Consider the following 20,227-nt stretch of genomic DNA (forward strand, 5'->3'; position numbering starts at 1 on the left):
ATAAAGAAAGTCGGGAGCGTTTGAAATGGAAAATCGAGAGAAACAGAACGCGTGGAAAAAATTAATGGCTGTCCGGGGCATGGGCCAGGTGGTCACCGTTACGGCCGGCCTGATCGTCCTGTGCATTGTCTTTGCGGTTTTGAATCCGTCCTTCTATTCGGGGAGGAATGTCGGGAATCTTCTGCGGCAGGTTGCGCCGATCCTGATCATCGGCATCGGCCAGTCCTATGTTCTGATTACGGGAAACATCGATCTGTCGATCGGCTCCGTCGTCGGCATGAGCTGCATGATTTCCGCGACCCTGATGACCAAGGGGATGAATCCGTGGGCCGCCATGCTGCTGACCCTGGTCCTCTGTGTCGGCGTGGGCGTCTTAAACGGCTTACTGGTGGCGCAGTGCAAGCTGCCGCCTTTCATTGCCACGCTGGGTACCATGACGGTCGCCAGGGGCGTCGCTCAGATTGTCAACAACAACTATAATACGGACGCCATCGGGGAAGCGGCACAGGGCTACCGGAATCTGTTCTACTACGGCAGCACGTTCGGCCTTTACAACACCATCTGGATTGCGCTTGTCCTCTTCCTGGGCTTCAATTTCCTGCTCAGCAAGACGCGCACGGGGCGCCATATCTACGCGGTGGGCAGCAATATCGAGGCATCCAAGCTGTCGGGCATCAACACGGACAGCACGACCATCAAGGTGTATATTGTGAGCGCGTTCTGTGCCGGTGTGGTCGGGCTGATCACAAGCGCGACGGCCGGTATGGGGACCATGGACGCCGGCAACATGTATGAAATGTACGCGGTCGCAGCTTCGGTCATCGGCGGCGTTTCCACTCTGGGGGGCCAGGGCCTTCTGATCGGTACGGTGGTCGGCGCGGCGATCTGGGGCGTGCTGCAGAACGGCCTTCAGTTCGCGGGCGCGCCGGTCGCCATGAGAAATATCGTGATCGGCACCATCGTGGTCATCTCCGTTTTGCTGGATGTTGTCATCCGCACCGGAAAACCGAAGAAGGCAAAGAACAATACCAAACTGGTACCGGCACAAAAAGAAAGTTAAAGCAGACGCTTTAATGGATAAAAAATTAGGGAGGCTTAATGTAATGAAAAAGAAGATCTTGGCGATTCTACTTTGCGCGGCGATGGCAGTCACCGCATTCGCCGGCTGCGGCCAGGCGGCCAACCCGGCGTCAGCGGGGAACAACGCTTCTGCGGGGGATGCGGGCTCTGCGGCGGACAAAAAGATCAAAGTCATTTTGATTACCATGGACAGTCTGGACCAGCACTGGGTTTCTGTCGACAAGGGCGCGCAGAAGGCGGTCGGCGAGCTCGGCGGCGTCGAATACAAATGGATGGCTCCGGACAAGAAGGATGACGCGCAGCAGATCGAGCGTGTCAACAATGCGATCGCCGACGGCGCGGACGCGATCATGATCGCCGCCAACGGACCGGACGCTATCTCCGCTTCTCTGGAGGACGCAAAGGCAAAGGGGATTAAAATCATCTATGTGGACTCCCCGGCAAAGACCGAAGGCATCGCCACCTTCGCGACGGACAACGAAGCAGCCGGTAAGACGGCGGGCGAGGAAATGCTCAAAGCGCTGGAAGCGGCCGGAAAGAAAGACGGAAAAATCGGTATCGTCAATGTCAACTCCGCCACGGCTTCCACTGTAGCGCGTGAAAAGGGCTTCCGCGCGGCGTTCGAGGGCAAGGGCTACACCCTGCTCCAGACCCAGTACGGCGAAGGCGACGCGACAAAATCACAGGATATCGCAGATAACTACATAACAGAGGGCGCGGTCGGTATCTTCGGCTGTAACGAAGGCAGCACCGTCGGCGCCGGCAACGCCATCAAGGGCTCCGGCAAGAAAGATATCGTCGGCGTTGGCTTTGATAAGTCCGACTCCATTTTCTCTCTGATCAAAGACGGTTCCCTGCTCTGCACAATGGCTCAGAATCCGGACGTCATGGGTTACGAGGGCATGAAGGCCGCCGTGAAAGCGGTCAAAGGCGAAACCATTGAAAAAACCTCCGTTGACACCGGCGTTTCCATACTGAACAAGGATACGATCAAATAAGAGCTTTCAAAATGCGAAACAGGGCCGCTGTTTGCCAGTGGCCCTGTTTCTGTATGGACGCCCGTGTGATGCTGTGGAACACAGGCCGGGCTGTTTCTTAAAAAGGGGGATTACGATATGGAAGGAACGGAATCATTACCGCCCGTTTATCGGGTCGGGATCGACCTTGGCGGAACCAATATCGCGGTGGGGGTGGTGGATGAGGATTTTCACATTGTCGCCAAATACTCCACCCCGACGGGGGCGGACCGTCCTTATGAGCAAATCGTGGAGGACATGGCGAAAGCCGTAAGAAAGGCCCTGCGGGATGCCGGGGTTCCCGTGGAACAGTGCTGTTCCGTCGGGATCGGCAGCCCGGGCATCTGCGATTCCGAAACGGGTACGGTGCTGTACTCGAACAATCTTGGCTGGAAGGGCGTCCCTTTGACCTCCGCCCTGCAAAAATGGATCGACCTGCCCTGCCGTCTCAGTAATGATGCGAACTGTGCGGCGCTGGGAGAGGTTGCGGCGGGCGCGGCAAAGGGCTGCAAAAACGCCGTCCTGATCACGCTGGGGACCGGCGTCGGCGGCGGCGTGGTGCTGGACGGCAAAATATTCTCCGGCTGCCATTCCGCGGGCGCGGAGCTGGGGCATACGGTTCTTGTCAAGGACGGGGAGCTCTGTACCTGCGGGCGGCGCGGATGTCTGGAAGCGTATGCGTCGGCCACCGCGCTGATCCGGCAGACGAAGCGCGCCGCGCGGGAACACCCGGAGTCGCTGATCTGGAAGCTGTGCAAAGGGGATCCGGAGCGTATCAGCGGCCGCACCTCCTTTGAAGCGGAGAGACAGGGCGACGAAACGGGGCGGAAGGTGGTGGACAGCTACATTTCCTTTCTCAGCGAGGGAATCGTCGATTTTGTCAACATTTTCCGCCCGGAGTGTGTCATCCTCGGCGGCGGAATCTGCAACGAAGGGGCGCGTCTGCTCGATCCCATCAACGCGTTTGTCCGTCGGTTCTGCTTTGGCGGGGAGCTGGTGGAAGCGCCCGCGGTGCTGAAAGCCGCTCTCGGGAACGACGCCGGCGTGATCGGCGCCGCGCTTCTGTAACGGAATTTTGTAAAAAACGGCTGTCTGCCGGCGTGTCTTTTTGGCAATGAGACCGATAAAGCTTTCCTTCCCGGATTGCTTTATCGGCCTTTTTATTCTGTAATACAAAAACTCCCGGTTGTTCCGGGAGTTCCGATTTATTTCATGCCAGAGATCGCAACGCCCTTGATGAACTGCTTCTGGAAGCAGAGCAGAAGGATGGTCACCGGGAGCATAATCAGCGCGGAGGCCGCCATGACGGCGCTGATATCGGTCGAATGCGCGTCGGAGAAATAGGTCAGCGCCAGAGGAAGCGTCATGCTCTTCAGTGTGGAGAGCATGATCAGAGGATTCAGGTAATCGTTCCAGATATCCAGGAAGGTGAAAATCGCCAGCGCTGCGATGCAGGGCCGCAGCTGCGGCAGGATGATGCTGGCGTAGATTCGGAAATCCCCCGCGCCGTCCAGCTTCGCGGCTTCGCAAAGACTGTCCGGGATTTCGTCGCAGAACTGCCGGCAAAGGTAAATCCCGAACCCGGACACGAGCGCCGGAATGATCAGCGCCTGCAGGCTGTTGTACAGGCCGACCTGATTGATGATCAGGAAGCGGGGGATCATGGTGATCTGGCTGGGAACCATCATGGTGCCCAGCACCAGCCAGAAAAGAAAGTTTTTCCCTTTGAACCGGTATTTGGAAAACACATAGCCGGTGATCGTGCTTGTAAAGATGACCGCCGCCGTGACGGTGACGGACACGATCACACTGTTTTTGAACCAGCTGAAGAACGGCGATTTTGTCAGAACGGTGAGGTAGCCGGAAAGCGTCCATTTGATCGGCATGACTTTTCCGGGGTTGTACAGAACCTCTCGGGTGCTCTTAAAGGAAGTGAGCATCATCCAGATATAGGGCGCGATAATGAGCAGGGCGAAAACCATCAGGATGACGGCGATTACAGCATACAGCTTGTAATATTTTCTGGAGTTGCTTGCCATCTTAATACCCCCATTCCACGCGGTTGAGCCGCTGCTGAATGATTGTGACGATCATGATGAGAACGAAGAGAACGACCGCGATTGCGGACGCGTAGCCCATATCCTTGGTCTGGAAAGCGGTTTTGTAGATGTAATAGGTAAGAACGTTTCCCGAGTTTTCCGGGCCGCCCAGCTTTGCAAGAACCTGGAACTGCGCGAACATCTGGAAATGGGAGATAATCGTCATGGACACGACGAAGCTGACGGTTCTTCCCAGAAGCGGCAGGGTGATATAGAAGAACTTTTTCACCATGCCGGCGCCGTCGATTTCGGCCGCCTCATAGAAATCCGTCGGGATTCCGTCCATACCGGCGGAAAACAGGATGATATTGTAGCCGATATCGGCCCAAAGCGTGAAAATAATGATGGCGGGCATCACGTGGCTTGCGGTTCCCAGCCAGTTTACCGGGGAGATCCCGAAGAAGGTTTTGAGCAGATTGTTGATCAGGCCGTACTTGGTGGCGTAGAGCCCGCCCCACACCACGCTGGAGGCGATCAGGGGCGCCACGCACGGCATGAAGAAGACCACCCGGAAAAAGCCCCGCAATTTCGACCAGGGCAGCATACTGATCAGCTGCGCGAGCACGAGGGTGATGAATATATTCAGAGTAACGGTAACGCCGACAAATACAAGCGTGTTTGTGGTGGATTTCAGGAAGATTTTATCCGACATCAGCTTACCGAAATTTTCAAATCCGATAAAATGGTTGACGGTTCTGAGCGGGTTGTAATCGAAAAAAGAAATCGCAAGGCCGCCTGCAATGGGCAGTACGAAGAAGACTGCCAATAAAAGAAAAATCGGCAGCAGCACAAAATAGACAAAACGGTTGTTTTTCACGGGTCGATCCTCCTTAGAGCGACGGCGGGCTCTTCCCTTTATCAAAAGCCCGCCGTATTTTCATGCGCAATTATTCCGCGTTCATTGTGCTGTCGAGTTTTTCAAGCGCTTTCGCCACAGGGGTCTTGTTGTTCACGATATCAATAAAGATGTCCTTTACATTTTCTTTCAGCTTATCCGTGTTGAAATAACCGATGAACCTGCCGCCGTCCAGAATGTTTACCAGCGGCTCCAGATAGGGCATCGCCTTCAGCAGCTCCGGGTTGTGGGCCGCGGTTTTGGATGCGGGCACCATGCCGCAGGCGATGTTGTAATCCAGCACTCTGTCGGGATCGGTCCAGAATTCAACGAATTTCCATGCCGCTTCCTGATTTTTCGAGGAAGCGTTGACCGCCAGCCCCCAGCCGGTTTCCGCCGCAAACAGCTTCTGCGGGCCGTAGAACGGCATTGCAACGTACTCGAAATCCTTTCCGTACTCCAGGCCGTCGACATGGATGCCCTCCGGGACCGTCCACGGTCCGCGGGGAACCATCAGCTCCTCGTCGCTGGTGAAAAGCTTCTGGTAAGGCTCCGTGTCGCTGGCGTTGGTCAGTCCGTCGAGGTTTGTGATCTTATCAACGGCAACATAGTCCACCAGCTTCTGCATGGTTTCGACGCCGACGGGATTGTTGAAGTTGAACTTGTCGCCTTCCATGTATTTGCCGCCGGAGGAAAGAATCATGGACAGCCAGGTGTAGGGAAGCGTATCCCATCCAACGAAATCCAGTCCGCGAAGTTGATACACCGCGCCGTCGGAGGAGGAATTCTTCTTGGCGATGTTGATCATGTCGTCCCATGTGGCGGGGTACTGAATGCCCAGCTCCTTGAATTTCGGGGTGTTGACCAGAAGCCCGCCGTATTCGATGTTAAACTCCAGCGGAACGCCGTAGTACTTTCCGTTGTAGCCGAAGGACCCGATGACAGGCTCGTAGCTGTCCGACTTGACCTTCTCCATGTATGTATCCGGCACGGGAGAGAAGGCCCCGGTTTTGGCGTAATCGATCGCCCAGCCGCCCCACAGCTGATAGACGTCCGCGCCGCCCTCCTTGCTTAAAAGGGAGGTCTGCGTCTTGGATTCAAACTCGTCATAGGGAAAAGATTCGCGTACCACTTTAATGTCGGGATTCGCCGCTTCAAAATCCGCGATCATTTTGTCCTGAGCAGGGTTCCAGTTCTCGTCGATATGGGACCACAGGGTAATCGTGGCGGCGCCCGATTTGTCCGCGGCCGAGGAATCGGAGTTTGCAGCGGGTGCACCGCACCCGGTCAGCAGGGAAGCTGCCAGAGCGACGGCAAGTACACAAGATGTAAACTTTTTCATTTCAATCCTCCATTGTCTGAATTTGATTGTATCTTACCTGCTGCGCAAGCAGGGTGAGCCAAAATAAATCGATTCAAATGGCGAGCGACTTGAAATAGGTCAGGTATTCCTTGTTTTTATCCAGCATTTCCTGCACCATCTGTCTGGTTTCCGCCATGGAGAGCACGGCGGAGGTGAGAGGATCGAACAGAACCGCCTGGAAAATCTTCCACGGGTCCCCTTCGATCGCGCCGTCGATCGCCAGTTCCTCGCAGCGGGAAGAGGTGTTGACCAGAATCGCGAGGTTGTCGGGCAGATTGCCGACGTGGAACGGACGGATTCCCGCGCGGGAGGCCAGCACGGGTACTTCCACGCAGGCCCCGGCGGGCAGATTGTCGATCAGGCCGAAATTCCTGAGGTTGCCGTTAAACTCGAACGGAGTGTGGTCGCCGAAAACGGCGTTGAAAATATCGGAAGCGTATTCGTCGCCCTTCCTGAGATCGAACTCCTCTTCTTCCAGCATCTTCCGGAATTCGCTTTCCCAGGAGCTTTCCCTTTTCAGATACTCATCCAATATGTAGGCGTGGGCGCCCGGGTTCCAGCCCGTGCCGTGCGTGCAGTATTTTTCGATTAAATCCGGACGTTTGCGGAACCAGGCGTTGTACTCGGAATTGTGCCCGGACGACTCCGTCGGATAATAGCCCAGATTGAGGAACATTTCGGACCGGACCGGTTCTTCCGCCGCGACCTCCGGCTTTTCCAGCACCGCTTTTTTCAGCAGCGGCAGCGCGTCCTGTCCCTTCCAGTCCATCTTCAGGTAAAACGCCTGATGGTTGATCCCGGCGCAGGTGTAGGTCAGTTCCTCCGGCTTCGCGCCGATAAAGCCGGCGAGCATTTCCGCGGTTCCCTGTACGCTGTGGCACAGGCCGGTCACGTTGACCTTGGTCTGGCGCTGCAGGTATCCGCACAGAAGCGCCATGGGGTTTGTATAGTTCAGGACGATTGCGTCCGGGCACAGAGCTTCCACGTCGCGGATGATCTCCAGCATAACGGGCGCGGTCCTTAAAAACCGGAAAATACCGGACGGTCCTCTCGTATCGCCGACACAGATGTCGACCCCGTATTTTGCGGGGATTTCAATATCGTGGCGCCATACGTCGACGCCGCCCTGCAGAATGGTAATCAGGACGCCGTCCGCGCCCTTCAGGGCTTCGCGGCGGTCCAAAGCCGCCGATACCTTCGCGGGGTAGCTGCCTTTTTCAATTATTTTTTCCACTGCCTTTCTGGAATAGGAAAGCCTTTTGGAATCGATGTCCGTCAACGCGATTTCACAGTCCCGAAAATCGTCAAAGGTAAGGATATCACGAACCAGGTCTCTTGTAAATTCCAGGGATCCCGAACCGATGAAAGCAAATTTTTTTGACATATTACATACTCCTATCCGCGGTTGTAAATGAATAGATTAGTGAAACAATAATTTGTTTTCTTAACAACCTGAAAGTATTGTAGCATTGAAGAATCAATTTGTAAATCATATTTGTCAAAAATATCTTATTGAAATGTATTTTTGTGATTAATTTTAATAAATATATCTTAGCTCTGTGAAATATCACAAGGATTTTTCTGAAAATTTGCGGTGATATTTTAGGAAAATAAATTATAAGTTTAGTAAACAATGCTCAAGAGCTGTGATTTTCAGATTCTCCTGCTTTTAATTTGTCCTCATTCGGCCGCCAATATTGCAAAATAATCTCTCCTATGGAAAATTTACCGAAGGATAACTTTCCTTTTTCGGCTTTTTTGGTTTGGATTGACATTTTATTGGCGAATGTTTATAATTTGTTTGGCAAACAACTGCGCATTGATAGGAGGAACATGATGTCGACAATCAGGGATGTGGCAAAATATGCGGATGTGTCCATCGCAACGGTATCGCGAATTTTGTCCGGGGACGCGAATTATAAGGCGACCGAAAAGACGCGAAAACGGGTGAAGGACGCCGCCGAAGCTCTCAATTATTCTTATAAACGGCGAACGCCGAAGGTGCAGGCCAAAAATATCTGCTGTATTTTGTCCATGACCGCGGAAAAATACGCCGACCCGTATTTTTCCTCCATTTTATCGGCGCTGGAAAGCAGGCTGCTGGAGCATAACTGCATCATCACCACAGTGCGCAACTACAGCGAGCTGAGCGATCCCCAGAAGCTGGATCTCACCTTCGGGCGGGATCTGGACGGGCTGGTCATCATGGACGACCTTCCCGAGGACGCCTTCCGCTACGTCTGCAGCCGCGTCAGGTATGTGGTGGGCTGCGACACGGCGTACGGCGGTCTGGACAATATCGGCTTCGACCTGTTCAATGCGTCCGTTCAGGCTGTCCGCCATCTGATCGACCGGGGATACCGGAAAATAGCCTATGTCGGCGGCGCCAACCTGAAGGATTTCCGCAGCGACAAGCGGCAGATCGCCATCCGTTCCACGTTGGAGCTTGCCGGGCTGGAATACCGCCCGGAGCGGATGCTCGACTGCAAATGGGACATCGGCGTTTGCCTGAACGATGTCCGCGGGCTTTTATCGCTGCCCGCGGAAGACCGCCCCGACGCGATCTTTGTCGGAAACGATACGCTGGCGTCCGCCGTGCTTCCCCTGATCAAGGAAATGGGGCTTACCGTTCCGGAGGACGTCGCGGTGATCGGTTTCAACAACGACTCCATCTCCTCCTATACTTTCCCCGGACTTACGACTGTTTCCGTACCCGTTCAGGAGATGGGGAAAACGACGGCGGACGTTTTGTACAGCCGCATCTGCGGAGATACCGGCATGGTCCGGAACATTGTGTTTCCGACGGAGCTGGTGATCCGGTCCTCCACCTGAATGCGATCATAACATAATAAAAGACGATGCCGCGAAAATGTGGCATCGTTTGTGTTATAATAAGAAAAAATTGTTTTCGGAATCGGCAGAACGGAGGTGCGGCATGAACATACATGAACGGGTAAGCACCGGGCTGGGCGGCTTTGACCGGGTGATCGACAGCCTCAGGCTGGGGGACAACGTGGTCTGGCAGGCGGATACCGCGGCCGATTATCGGAAAATGGCGGAGCCGTTTGCCGCGCAGGCAAAGCGGGATCACAGAAAGCTGATCTACGTCCGTTTTGCCGGACACGAACCGATTCTGCGGGACAGCCCGGACATCAGACTCTATCGGATCGAGGCGAAAAAAGGTTTTGAAAGCTTTGTCGCGGAAGTATACGGCCTGATAAAGCGGGAGGGAAGAAAAGCCTTCTATGTTTTTGACTGCCTGACCGATTTGCTGGAATACTGGCATTCCGACCTGATGATCGAAAACTTCTTTAAAGTGACCTGCCCGTTCCTGTACGAGCTGGACACGGTCGCCTATTTCGCGATTAGGCGCAATATCCACACCTACGGTACCATTGCCGGAATCCGTGAGACGACGCAGCTTCTGCTCGACCTGTATCAGGTCGGCGGAAAATTTTATATCCATCCGCTCAAGGTGCTCAAACGCTATTCCCCCACCATGTTTTTTCCCCATCTGATCCAGGAGGGGGAGGCGGTCTCCATCACGTCCAGCGCGGACGCCGCCGAGCTTTTTTCCGGGATCAGCCGCGGGGAAGAGCGGCTTGACTACTGGGACGTGATCTTCAGCCGGGCGAAAGAGGCCGTCCGCCTTGCTCCGGAGCGGCAGGAAGCGGTCAAAAGGGACCTGATGTCCATGCTGATCGGGGAAAAATCCAGAATGTTCGAGCTGTGCGACCGCTATTTTACCCTGAACGATATCCTGATGATCTATGCCCGGGAGGTTGGGACAGGGTTTATCGGCGGCAAAAGCGTCGGTATGCTGCTTGCCCGGAAAATACTGGAGAAGGACGGCGGAAACCGGTTCGCTCCCCTTCTGGAATCCCACGACTCCTATTACCTCGGTTCCGATCTTTTTTATACTTATCTTATTCAAAACGGCCTGTGGAAGCTGCGGATGAAGCAGAAAACGGAAGGCGGTTATTTCAAATACGCCCCGGAATTGAAGGAAAGGCTTCTGCACGGCAGGTTTTCGGAAACGATTCAGGAGCAGTTCCTCCAGATGCTGGAGCATTTCGGCCAGTCCCCCGTTATCGTGCGTTCCAGCTCCCTGCTGGAGGACAATTTCGGCAATGCGTTCGCCGGAAAGTACGACAGCATCTTCTGCGTGAATCAGGGCACTCCCGAAGAGCGCTACGAAGCCTTTGAACGGGCGATCCGCACGGTTTACGCCAGCACGATGAACGAAGACGCGCTTTCCTACCGGATCGGCAGGGGCCTTTCCGAAAAGGATGAGCAGATGGCCATACTGGTCCAGCGCGTTTCCGGGGATTACCACGGGGAAAACTTTTTTCCGCATCTTGCCGGCGTAGGGAACTCCTCCAATCTTTATGTTTGGGATAAAAGCGTCGACATGGAGGCCGGCATGCTCCGTCTGGTGTTCGGGCTCGGTACCCGGGCGGTGGACAGAACGGTCGGCGACTATGTCAGGATTGTCTGTCTGGACGACCCCCTGCGCACCCCGCCGACGGATTACGAAGATCAGCAGAAGTTTTCCCAGCACTTTGTCGACGTCCTTTCCCTTCCGGAAAACGCTTTGACCGGCAAGGGGCTGGAAGAAATTTTGTCGCATGATATCCATACGGACAGGGAGCTGTTTGCCGGACAGGACTTCCGGGCGGCCGCGCGGCTGCGCGAGCTGGGCTACGGCGACAAAAAAATACCGCATATCCTCCACTTTGAAAAGCTGCTGAAAACGACGGAGTTTCCCCGCTTTATGAAAGATCTGCTGGCGCTTCTGTCGAACGTATACGACTATCCTGTGGATATTGAATTTACGGCAAATTTCAGAACGGACCGGTCCTTTAAAGTAAACCTTCTGCAGTGCCGGCCGCTGCAGACGCGGGGGCTGGGAAAATCCGTGGAAATTCCCGCGCTCACGGATGAACGGGACTGCTTTTTCGCTTCCGAGGGAAATTTCATGGGCGGAAACGTGCATTTGCCCATCGATTATGTCGTTTATGTACACGCGCCTGCGTATCTGAAGCTGAGTGAGCAGAATAAATATATGGCCGCACGGCAGATCGGCATGATCAATACCGCGCTGAAAGGGAAGAATGCCCTGTTGATGGGCCCCGGGCGCTGGGGGACGACGACGCCGTCCTTGGGCGTCCCCGTGCATTTTTCAGAGCTCTGCAACATGGCGGTGATCTGTGAGGTAGCGTCGCCCGCGGAGGGACTGATGCCGGAGCTGTCCTATGGCAGCCATTTCTTTCAGGACCTTGTCGAAACGGGAATTTTTTATGTGGCGATTTTTAACGGCCAAAAAAATGTGATTTTTCATCCGGAGCGGATTTTGGAGAAGGAAAATATCCTTTCGTCCATTCTGCCCCAGAGCGGACAGTTTGGCGATGCGATCCGGATTGTGCGAACGGACGGGATGGAAATCTTTTCCGATATCCTCACACAGCGCCTTTTGTGCAGATGATTCCGGAAGGTTTGCAGCTTTCCACGCCGCTCCGGAGCATTCGGATTCCCTTGAACTCCCTGTGGCCATCTGCTATAATATGGTAAATCGCCGAATGGCGATCGGGACTTGATCCGGAGACTTTAGGAACAATAGAAAAATCATTTCAGGATACGCGAAGAGCCGATGGAAACAATAAGACAGGAGAATGATTTATGGATAATGAGTTTATTACCTTTACAATCGGAAAACAGAAAAAAATCGCGCTGATCGCCCATGACGGAAAAAAGCAGGAGCTGATTGAGTGGTGCGCGAAAAATCAGGATGTTCTGAAAAACCATTTTTTGTGCGGCACCGGGACGACGGCAAGGATGGTGACCGACCGGACAGGCCTTCCCGTAAAGGGCTATAACAGCGGACCGCTTGGCGGCGACCAGCAGATCGGCGCCAAAATCGTGGAGGGAAATATCGACTTTGTGATCTTCTTTTCCGATCCTCTGGAAGCGCAGCCGCATGATCCCGACGTAAAGGCGCTGCTGAGGATCGCCCAGGTGTACGATATTCCGATAGCAAACAATAAGGCGACCGCCGATTTTCTGATTAATTCCAGCCTGATGAATCAGGAATACGAGCATCAGGTCATCAATTTCCGGCAGAAGGTGATCGACAGGGCCAATAACCAGGGAAAATCCATTCAGTAAGGAGATAGAAATCAGATTATGATGACTGTAAAAATACTTTTGGACAGCGTTGAGAAGGTAAAAAAATTCACTTCCAGCATCAGCAGCGAGGAAGTGGATTTTGAAATCATTGAAGGAATGCATATTGTGGACGCCAAATCGATTATGGGGATTTTCAGCATCGATTTGTCCAAGCCCCTTCAGCTGAATATTCATTCCGACGATCGGAAGATTCTGGATAAAATCAAGGATTTTATCGTAAAGGAATAAAAAGACGGCATAAACATACGGCATAAACATACGGAAGATACTTTCAGCCGTTTCCGGCAGAAATCGTCCGGAAAAAAAGCGGTACCCGAAAAGGCCTTTCAGCCTCAACGGGTACTGTTCTTTTTCGGTAGGCGTTATTCTCCGCATTCGTCCGCGTGCTGGTGCTCATGGCAAACCGAACCGGAAGATTTCAGCGTGCCATTTAAATAGCTGCCGACCGCGGCTTCGGTCTCACCGGTCACTCCGGTAAAGATTTCGATCCCTTTCTCTTTGAAAATCTCTGCCGCCCCGTCGCCCATACTGCCGGAAATGATGACCTTTACTCCGCGGTCGTTCAGGAAATTCGGCAGAAAACCAGGTTTATGACCGGGATTCGGAACAAATACCCGATCCGTGATCTGTTGGTTTTCCGTTTCAAAGAGTGCGAATCCTTCACAGTGGCCGAAATGCCCCGTTACCAGCCTGCCTTTGTCGTCGCTTGCAACTGCAATTTTCATTTTTTGTTCCTCCCGATTTTTTGAAAGCTGTCGTTTCAATTTTTGCTTTTGATCTTATGCCCATAATTTGATTATAATATGATTATGGGCATATGTCAACATCTATTGATCAAATCGCAAAAAAAGAAGGCCGAAGGAAATTTCCTTTGGCCTGTATCGTGTCTTATCCGTTGTTTTCGCCGAACCGGCAGCAGTTTCTGCGGCAGAATTTCCCTTTGCAGCTTTTGCCGCAGCTAACTTCCTTTGAACCGCAGGAAGGGCAGGCGTAATCGCCGTTCCGGATCGGAGCGAGGTTCTCAAAGCTTTCCATCCACTCTTTGCCGCAGCTCCGGCATTTTACCGGGCAGATATTGCGCGTGAAGTTTCCGCCCTCCACATGGATGGTTTTCCCGTTAATCAGGCTGTCCGCGATCTTTTCCCTTGCGGAAAGCAGGATACGCTGAAAAGTCGGGCGGGATACCTCCATTTTTTCGGCGCATTCGCCCTGTTCCAGCCCCTCCAGGTCTTTCAGGCGGATGGCTTCCAGCTCCTCCAGCTTAAGGATGTTTTCCGGGATTTCCGCGGCCTCTGTTTCGGAGGGGACGAAATAGGGGATGGTAGGAATATTTTCAATTTTTCTCCACTTGGTTGGTCTTGCCAAAACGATCAGCTCCCTTCCGGGCAAATTCCCCGGCTTGCCTGACAACATGTCCGTCTTCTCCATCAGTTTACAGTCAGGGGAGCCGGATGTCAATATCCCACAACAATCGGACCCGGCAGGGCAAGGGCTGTCAGACGCCGAAGAGCTCCGCCAGCGCCGGACGGTTGAGGCCTACCCCGATCACGCACAGGCGGCCCGTATAGTCGGGGGCGATCGGACGAAGCCCGAACTCCTCCGGGACGAAATCGAACTGTGTCCAGTCCTTTTCATCCACGGGCAAAATCCCCTTTGCGCGCAGAACCGTGCCGTATTTTTCGGAATCGGAGAGCGTGCGCAGGATCTCCCGGAGTTCCTTTTCGGAGAAGGTACGCGGCGTTTCCACACCCCAGTTCTCAAACACATCGTCGGCGTGGTGATGTCCTTCACAATGGTGCTCGTGCTCATGGCCTTCACAGTGGTCCCCGTGCACATGTCCTTCCCCATGGTGGTCATGCTCATGCTCCCCGCAGTGGCCGCCGTGTTTGTGCGGGGCTTCCTGCTCAATCAGCGGAACGGCGCCCTCCTGCTCCGCCGCGGCGAGGATGGTCTCCGCGGAAAGCTCCTCCCACGGGGTCGTCATGATTTTGGCGGCAGGATTGCGGGCTTTGATATCCTTCACCACCTCCGACAGCTTTTCCGCTTCGACCTTCTGGGTCCGGCTCAGAATGACTGTTTTCGCGCATTCGATCTGATTGCTGAAAAACTCCGAAAAGTTTTTAATATACATTTTGTATTTTATCGGATCAACAATTACTGCCTGTATATTAATTTCGCTGTCCGACTGAGTGATGGCCTTTCTGCAGGCCTCTGTAATGTCGGAAAGCTTGCCGACGCCGGAAGGCTCAATGATGACCCTGTCCGGGTGGTATTTTTTCAATACATCCTTTAAAGCGGCGTCGAAGTTCCCCAAAAGGGTGCAGCAAATACAGCCGGCGTTGATCTCTCTGATCTGGATTCCCGTGTTTTTCAGGATTCCCCCGTCGATCCCGATCTCTCCGAATTCATTTTCGATAATGACCACTTTTTCCGAGGACAGCTTTTCGTTCAGCAGTTTTTTGATCAGGGTCGTCTTTCCGGAACCCAGAAAGCCCGAAATAATATCGATTTTTGTACTCATTGAGTTTCCTCGCTTTTCTCTTGGGATTCTTGCGGCGTCAGTAGGTGAAATAAATATAATCCTGCTTCGCCTTTTCCGCTTTTTCGATTTTGGTCACGTAACAGACGGGCATCGTCTGCCCCTGGTAATTCTCAATCTTGATTTCTCCGGTCACCCAGAGCCATTCGCCGTCCTGATACTGGGAAGCCGCGCTGCTGCGGCACAGAACCCCGCAGGGCTGCAAATCGGCGGCACAGCAAACCATGGCGTAGCGTGCCGGGACAAATTCGCTGGCTCCGAACGTGTTCATGCGGAAAACCTGCCCTTTCATCTTCAGGGTTTTTCCCTCGTACTTTTTCATATTTTCATTGATGTCCTGATACCAGCTTGCGAACTGTTCGTCGGTGACGGTGACGACTCCGTTTTCGTCCTCTCCGGGCACGCCGGAGGAAGGGGAGGAAACCTCGATTCCAATATCGTCCCTGCTGGCTGTGGTGTCCGGTATCACGGTCCCCTTGTCCGGCGCGGAGGAAGCGGGGCTTTGCGCGGCGGCGCTGCTGGGCGTGCTTCCGGCGGAAATCCCGAAGGAAATCGCCTGGCTCTGCACCGCTCCCACCGGGATCAGGACCGCGGTGAGGATGGGGATCACCAGAATCATATTTTTGAGCGGCCGGGCATTGTGTTTCGGCGTTTTTGAGTAACGCAGCATAACGGCGCCGATCAAAAACAGAAAGGCGGCGGCGAACCACAGAAACCCGAACAGCCGGGGATGGATATAGTTGGAAGCCTTGCCCGAAATCAGCGCAAAGACAAACAGGACGGAGAGCGCCATACAGATCAGCGCCTGAAAGATCAGTTCGGAATTCGCTTTTCGTTTCATCATTTGCCTCCTGTCAGGAAAACGGAAAACAGTAAAAAGACGGGGTATGCGATCGTCAGCAGAGTACAGGCCAATCTTACGATAAAGCTCTTTTTGAAGTTGCTGCCCAGCATCAATAAATTGGAAAGGTCAAGCATGGGGCCCATTACGATAAAGCCCATGACCGCCGCCATAGGAAAAATATTCAGAAAGCTTCTGCCGATAAACGCGTTGGACGTGGAGCAGACCGACATAAAAAAGGCGGCCAGCAGCATCAGCAGCAGAGGAAGAAGGATCCGGGACCCCGTATTGCTGAAGCAGGAAACGGGGACCGCCTGCTGCAGCACGGCGCATACGAAAGCCCCGGCTACGATATATTTTCCCATCGTAAAAAATTCCTGGCCGGAAATCAGTAGCACCGACTCGGCTTTTGCCGCCGCGCCGCTTCCCCGTACATTGACCGTCGCCACGGAGCAGGAACAGGCCGCGGAGGAAGAGAGAAAGACGTCTTCGGTCTGGACATGCGTCAGATTCAGGACCAGGCCCGTGAGCAGCGCCACCGCCGTCCCCAGCAGGACACGGTACAGCGCGTATTGCGGCTGTCCCGGGAACGCGTAGATCGTAGACAGGATCGTAATGGGGTTCATGGCGGGGGCCGCCAGCATGAAGACCATGGCCTTTGATAAAGGGACTCCCTTCTGGGTCAGCCGCGAGGCGATCGGGACGATTCCGCAGTCGCAGATGGGGAAGAAAAAGCCGGATACCACGGCCAGCGGGTACCCCAGCCATTGATGGCCGGTAAACATCCGCACAAGGGTATCGTCCGAAACAAAAACCTGCAAAAGTCCGGAAACAAAGGAGCCGACCAGCAAAAACGGTACGGCCTGCATCAGAATGCCGATAAAGGTCATGTTGACGCTTTTGATATAGGGAGGCGCGTTCAGAAAGAAATGGATGGCAAGGAAATACAGGGCGACCAGCGCGGCCGCCGTACCGATTTGCTTTTTTTTGCGCAGGCTGCTTTCTTTCCGCACTTCCTCGGGTTTGAGGACCCGTGCGGCGTACTGTTCCGCCGCTTCCTCCGTAAAGCAAAGCTCCGCCGTGCGGTTGCAGCTTTTTACCGTCGCTTTCAGCGCGTCGGTATTCCCGCCGCAGCGGTTAAAAAAGACCGCGTCCGCATTGCTCAGCTGGTTCACCATCATGCTTCCCGTGTTTTTCATATAGAGGGGAAAGGTGGGGGCCTCGGCGCAGAACAGAATCCGGTCGATCCGGTAATCCGCCGGCAGCCGCACGCGCAGCAGCTGCTCGATCGGCCATGTCCCGTTGTATTCGATTAAAATGAGGTCGGGGTCAAGCTCTTCCTTCATTTTGCTGAACAGTCTTTTCCGCATTTTTTCCGGCTGTTCGATCTGTGCCAGAACAACGTCCTTGTTTGCCATTGCGGAAGCGCGGAATTCCGTCAGCCCTTCTTCGCACTGGAGGATCACGATCCGGCGGTACTCCTTGCAGTATTCCTGTTCCAGTATCTTCTGGATCAGCGTGGTTTTGCCGCTTTCTAAAAAACCGCAGATGATTTCAATTTTCGTCATCTTCAGAGCCCTCCGCGGAAATTCTGTTTGCGGAGCTGCCCGCGTGCTTTTTTTATCATCATATAATCCTCCGCACAGAATGATATGGTCGCGAAATATCGGGAAACAGAAAGTCCATATGCAAATGATTTTCATTTACACATGGACTTATTGTAATAGCGGTTTTCTGTTTTGTCAAGCCGCCCGGCCGGACGCGGACGGCCGGAGTGCGGGGGCGGTTTTATACCCGAAGAATAAAATGCTGCACCGCCAGGGAGGTGACCGAAAGGGCCGCCCAGCAGAGAAAGCCGAGCAGAATCGGCCTGCCGCCGTTTTTTACCAGCTTTACCAGATTGGTGTTCAGCCCGATTGCCGCCATGGCCATCACAATGACGAATTTGCCCGCCTGCGATAAAAAGCTTCCCATCCCGGCGGGCAGGGGCAGAAAGGTGTTGGCGACAGAGGCAAGAATGAATCCCAGCACGAACCATGGGAAAATTTTTGTGATGCTGTAGCCGCCCTTGCTGTTTCCGGCTTCCTTTCTGCCGGTATAGACCGCCAGCACAAGCGTAACGGGGACGATCATCAGCGTTCTGGTCAGCTTGACGATGACCGCCAGATTGCCAGCCGCGTTGCTGAATGTGTACCCGGCGGCGACAACGGAGGAGGTGTCGTTGACCGCGGTACCCGCCCAAAGGCCAAAGCTCTGGTCGCTCATGCCGAGAGCATGTCCCAGAAAGGGAAACAGGAAGGCGGCGATGACGTTGAACAGAAAGATCGTCGAAATGGAATGCGCGACTTCGTCGTCGTCCGCGTGAATGACGGGCGCGGTCGCCGCGATCGCCGATCCGCCGCAGATGGCGGAGCCGACCCCGATCAGCGTTTTGGTGTTGCCGTCCAGTTTTAAAAGCTTACCGGCAAAATAGGCGGTCAGAAATGCCGCCGTAAGGGTAAAGGCCATTAACACGAGCGTTTGCTTTCCGACCTTAAAGACGTTGAACAGGTTCATTTCAAAGCCCAGCAGGATGATGGAGTACTGCAGCAGCTTTTTGGAAGTGTAGCCGATGCCGTCGTTGAACTGCTGCGGCCTTTTCCAGAAAGCCAGCAGCATGCCGAACAGGATACCCAGAACGGGGCTGCCCACAACGGGGATGATTTTTCCGATCAGCCACGCGGGGATGGCGATCACCGCCGTCAGGGCAATGCCCGGCAGCTTGTTGACAAATGTTTTCATTTCATTCTCTCCTTCGCCGTTTATCATACGCCTTGACTGACGATTAGTAAAATATTATTATCTTATTAGTATTATTAGAAAATGGTTATGATGACAGCAATTCCATTCCAGTCTGCGGGATAAAAAACCTTTCTCCCCCGCCTTCGGGGCGGGGGAGAAACGCAGATTTGCTGCGGAGTCAACTGGAAATGCTGCGGAGGAGAAAACATGACGTTAAGGCATTTTAAAATCTTTGTCGCGGTCTGCGACACCATGAATATGACAACAGCGGCGGAAACGCTTTTTATCTCTCAGCCCGCGGTGAGCCAGGCGATCGCGGAGCTGGAAGACCACTACGGGGTCCGGCTTTTTGAACGGCTGTCCAGAAAGCTTTATCTCACGCAGGCCGGGCGGAAGCTTTTGGGCTATGCGCGCCATATGATACGCATGAACGACGAAGCGGAAAACGATATGAGGGCTCTTTGCCGCAGCGAAACCGTCCGGCTCGGCGCCAGCGTCACCGTCGGCGCCCATGTCCTGCCGGAAGCCGTTTCAAGGTTCCGGGGAGTCAATCCGGCGGTAAGGATGGAAGTGGTCGAGGACAATACGGCGAAAATAGAGGGCCTGATTCTGAAGGACGCCGTTGACCTTGGGCTGGTCGAGGGCGAAATCGTTTCTTCGGACATTGTCAGCCGCGCCTTCATGGACGACGAGCTGGTTCTGATCTGTTCCCCCCGCCACCGTTTTGCCGCCTGCGGCGAGGTCGACCCGCGGGAGCTGGGGACGGAAAATTTTATCATCAGGGAAAAAGGAAGCGGAACCCGGAAAACCTTTGAGGATAAAATGGCCGAAAACGGCTTTTCCTGGGAAGCCGCCTGGACCTGCAACAACGCGGATACCATTAAAAACGCCGTGGCGGCGGGGCTGGGCGTTTCCGTCATCTCCGCCCGGTCCGTCCAAAATGAAGTGAAATCGGGCCTGCTGTGCCGCAGGGATGTGAAGGGCATCCGCTTTCAGAGGCGATTTAAACTGATTTATCATAAAAACAAGTATCTGACACAGGCCATGAAGGATTTTATGTCGATGCTGGAGCAGGGGCCGGAATCATAGGTCTTTCAGAAAATTCTTGTATTTGAGGTTAGCATATGCTAACATAAAACTGAGTCATAAGATTGTTTCTGAAAGCGGGGGGAGTGCGATGGTGTCGAGAACAAAACGGCCGTTTGGTCCGGAGGCAAGCATGGAGTCACAGAGCGGCATCCGGACGGTTTACCGTGCCGGGTATGAGGACGGGGAGGGAACCATGACGGACCTGAGCCTGTTTCCGGGGGTGGACCTGGTTTTGAATGATTTTTCCACGTTTCATTGCTTTCAGTCCGCGTCGCCCCAGCCCGGCATGATGGAGATCAACCACTGTCGGAGGGGCCGCTTTGAATGTGAGTTCAGGCGCGGCGCCTATGTCTATATGGGCGAAGGGGACCTCGCGGTCAATATGCTGGAAAACGCCG

Annotated in this window: 18 protein-coding genes and 1 pseudogene; 9 read left to right on the forward strand and 10 right to left on the reverse strand. The window is 54.0% G+C overall.

Going from position 1 to position 20,227, the window contains the following annotated elements:
- Nucleotides 1-25: 25 nt before the first annotated feature.
- The 3 genes from ACQGQ5_RS12620 to ACQGQ5_RS12630 all read left to right on the forward strand — a co-directional run bounded on the left by ACQGQ5_RS12620 (nucleotide 26) and on the right by ACQGQ5_RS12630 (nucleotide 3,164).
- Nucleotides 26-1,060, forward strand: a complete 1,035-nt coding sequence (locus ACQGQ5_RS12620; protein WP_455736846.1) for an ABC transporter permease — start codon at nucleotides 26-28, stop codon at nucleotides 1,058-1,060.
- A gap of 43 nt (nucleotides 1,061-1,103) precedes the next feature.
- Entirely contained in the window at nucleotides 1,104-2,078 is a 975-nt protein-coding gene (locus ACQGQ5_RS12625; protein WP_455736847.1) for a substrate-binding domain-containing protein, read from the forward strand.
- Between the two features lie 117 nt (nucleotides 2,079-2,195).
- The gene (locus ACQGQ5_RS12630) at nucleotides 2,196-3,164 is read left to right on the forward strand and encodes an ROK family protein (RefSeq protein WP_455736848.1); all 969 of its coding nucleotides are present in this window, start codon (nucleotides 2,196-2,198) and stop codon (nucleotides 3,162-3,164) included.
- 137 nt (nucleotides 3,165-3,301) lie between these two features.
- Here ACQGQ5_RS12630 and ACQGQ5_RS12635 read toward each other — a convergent pair whose 3' ends face one another.
- The 4 genes from ACQGQ5_RS12635 to ACQGQ5_RS12650 form a co-directional block, all read right to left on the reverse strand.
- On the reverse strand, nucleotides 3,302-4,135 hold the full coding sequence (locus ACQGQ5_RS12635; protein ID WP_455736849.1) for a carbohydrate ABC transporter permease: 834 nt from the start codon (nucleotides 4,133-4,135) through the stop codon (nucleotides 3,302-3,304).
- Nucleotide 4,136: 1 nt separating this feature from the next.
- Nucleotides 4,137-5,012 (reverse strand): carbohydrate ABC transporter permease, encoded by an 876-nt coding sequence (locus ACQGQ5_RS12640; RefSeq protein WP_455736850.1) that lies wholly within the window; start codon nucleotides 5,010-5,012, stop codon nucleotides 4,137-4,139.
- 70 nt (nucleotides 5,013-5,082) lie between these two features.
- Entirely contained in the window at nucleotides 5,083-6,372 is a 1,290-nt protein-coding gene (locus ACQGQ5_RS12645; RefSeq protein ID WP_455736851.1) for an extracellular solute-binding protein, read from the reverse strand.
- 73 nt (nucleotides 6,373-6,445) lie between these two features.
- The gene (locus ACQGQ5_RS12650; protein ID WP_455736852.1) at nucleotides 6,446-7,777 is read right to left on the reverse strand and encodes a family 4 glycosyl hydrolase; all 1,332 of its coding nucleotides are present in this window, start codon (nucleotides 7,775-7,777) and stop codon (nucleotides 6,446-6,448) included.
- Between the two features lie 452 nt (nucleotides 7,778-8,229).
- Between ACQGQ5_RS12650 and ACQGQ5_RS12655 the strand changes: the two genes are divergently transcribed.
- From ACQGQ5_RS12655 to ACQGQ5_RS12670, 4 genes are all read left to right on the forward strand, one after another.
- Complete coding sequence (locus tag ACQGQ5_RS12655; RefSeq protein WP_455736853.1) at nucleotides 8,230-9,225, forward strand: LacI family DNA-binding transcriptional regulator; 996 nt, start codon at nucleotides 8,230-8,232, stop codon at nucleotides 9,223-9,225.
- 103 nt (nucleotides 9,226-9,328) lie between these two features.
- On the forward strand, nucleotides 9,329-11,878 hold the full coding sequence (locus ACQGQ5_RS12660; RefSeq protein ID WP_455736854.1) for a PEP/pyruvate-binding domain-containing protein: 2,550 nt from the start codon (nucleotides 9,329-9,331) through the stop codon (nucleotides 11,876-11,878).
- Between the two features lie 194 nt (nucleotides 11,879-12,072).
- Nucleotides 12,073-12,558 (forward strand): methylglyoxal synthase, encoded by a 486-nt coding sequence (locus tag ACQGQ5_RS12665; RefSeq protein ID WP_455736855.1) that lies wholly within the window; start codon nucleotides 12,073-12,075, stop codon nucleotides 12,556-12,558.
- Between the two features lie 18 nt (nucleotides 12,559-12,576).
- Entirely contained in the window at nucleotides 12,577-12,807 is a 231-nt protein-coding gene (locus ACQGQ5_RS12670; protein WP_455736856.1) for an HPr family phosphocarrier protein, read from the forward strand.
- A 134-nt stretch (nucleotides 12,808-12,941) separates the two neighbouring features.
- On the opposite strand, the gene ACQGQ5_RS12675 is transcribed toward ACQGQ5_RS12670, so the two are convergent.
- The 6 genes from ACQGQ5_RS12675 to ACQGQ5_RS12700 all read right to left on the reverse strand — a co-directional run bounded on the left by ACQGQ5_RS12675 (nucleotide 12,942) and on the right by ACQGQ5_RS12700 (nucleotide 18,740).
- On the reverse strand, nucleotides 12,942-13,304 hold the full coding sequence (locus ACQGQ5_RS12675) for a NifB/NifX family molybdenum-iron cluster-binding protein (RefSeq protein WP_455736857.1): 363 nt from the start codon (nucleotides 13,302-13,304) through the stop codon (nucleotides 12,942-12,944).
- 163 nt (nucleotides 13,305-13,467) lie between these two features.
- A complete protein-coding gene (locus ACQGQ5_RS12680) occupies nucleotides 13,468-13,944 on the reverse strand; it encodes a DUF134 domain-containing protein (protein ID WP_455736865.1) in 477 nt (158 codons plus the stop codon).
- A 130-nt stretch (nucleotides 13,945-14,074) separates the two neighbouring features.
- On the reverse strand, nucleotides 14,075-15,100 hold the full coding sequence (locus ACQGQ5_RS12685; protein WP_455736858.1) for a CobW family GTP-binding protein: 1,026 nt from the start codon (nucleotides 15,098-15,100) through the stop codon (nucleotides 14,075-14,077).
- Nucleotides 15,101-15,137: 37 nt separating this feature from the next.
- Entirely contained in the window at nucleotides 15,138-15,959 is an 822-nt protein-coding gene (locus tag ACQGQ5_RS12690) for a TIGR03943 family putative permease subunit (protein WP_455736859.1), read from the reverse strand.
- Nucleotides 15,959-17,527 (reverse strand): permease, encoded by a 1,569-nt coding sequence (locus ACQGQ5_RS12695; RefSeq protein WP_455736860.1) that lies wholly within the window; start codon nucleotides 17,525-17,527, stop codon nucleotides 15,959-15,961. Before ACQGQ5_RS12695 ends, ACQGQ5_RS12690 begins: the two co-directional genes overlap by 1 nt.
- A 220-nt stretch (nucleotides 17,528-17,747) precedes the next feature.
- Nucleotides 17,748-18,740: a YeiH family protein gene (locus ACQGQ5_RS12700; protein ID WP_455736861.1), complete on the reverse strand. Its 993-nt coding sequence runs from the start codon at nucleotides 18,738-18,740 to the stop codon at nucleotides 17,748-17,750.
- Between the two features lie 207 nt (nucleotides 18,741-18,947).
- Here ACQGQ5_RS12700 and ACQGQ5_RS12705 point away from each other — a divergent pair, with 207 nt between their 5' ends.
- On the forward strand, nucleotides 18,948-19,829 hold the full coding sequence (locus tag ACQGQ5_RS12705; RefSeq protein WP_455736862.1) for a LysR family transcriptional regulator: 882 nt from the start codon (nucleotides 18,948-18,950) through the stop codon (nucleotides 19,827-19,829).
- Nucleotides 19,830-19,959: 130 nt separating this feature from the next.
- Nucleotides 19,960-20,227: pseudogene (locus ACQGQ5_RS12710) on the forward strand (helix-turn-helix domain-containing protein); the annotation flags it as partial.

This window comes from Caproiciproducens sp., assembly GCF_053840905.1.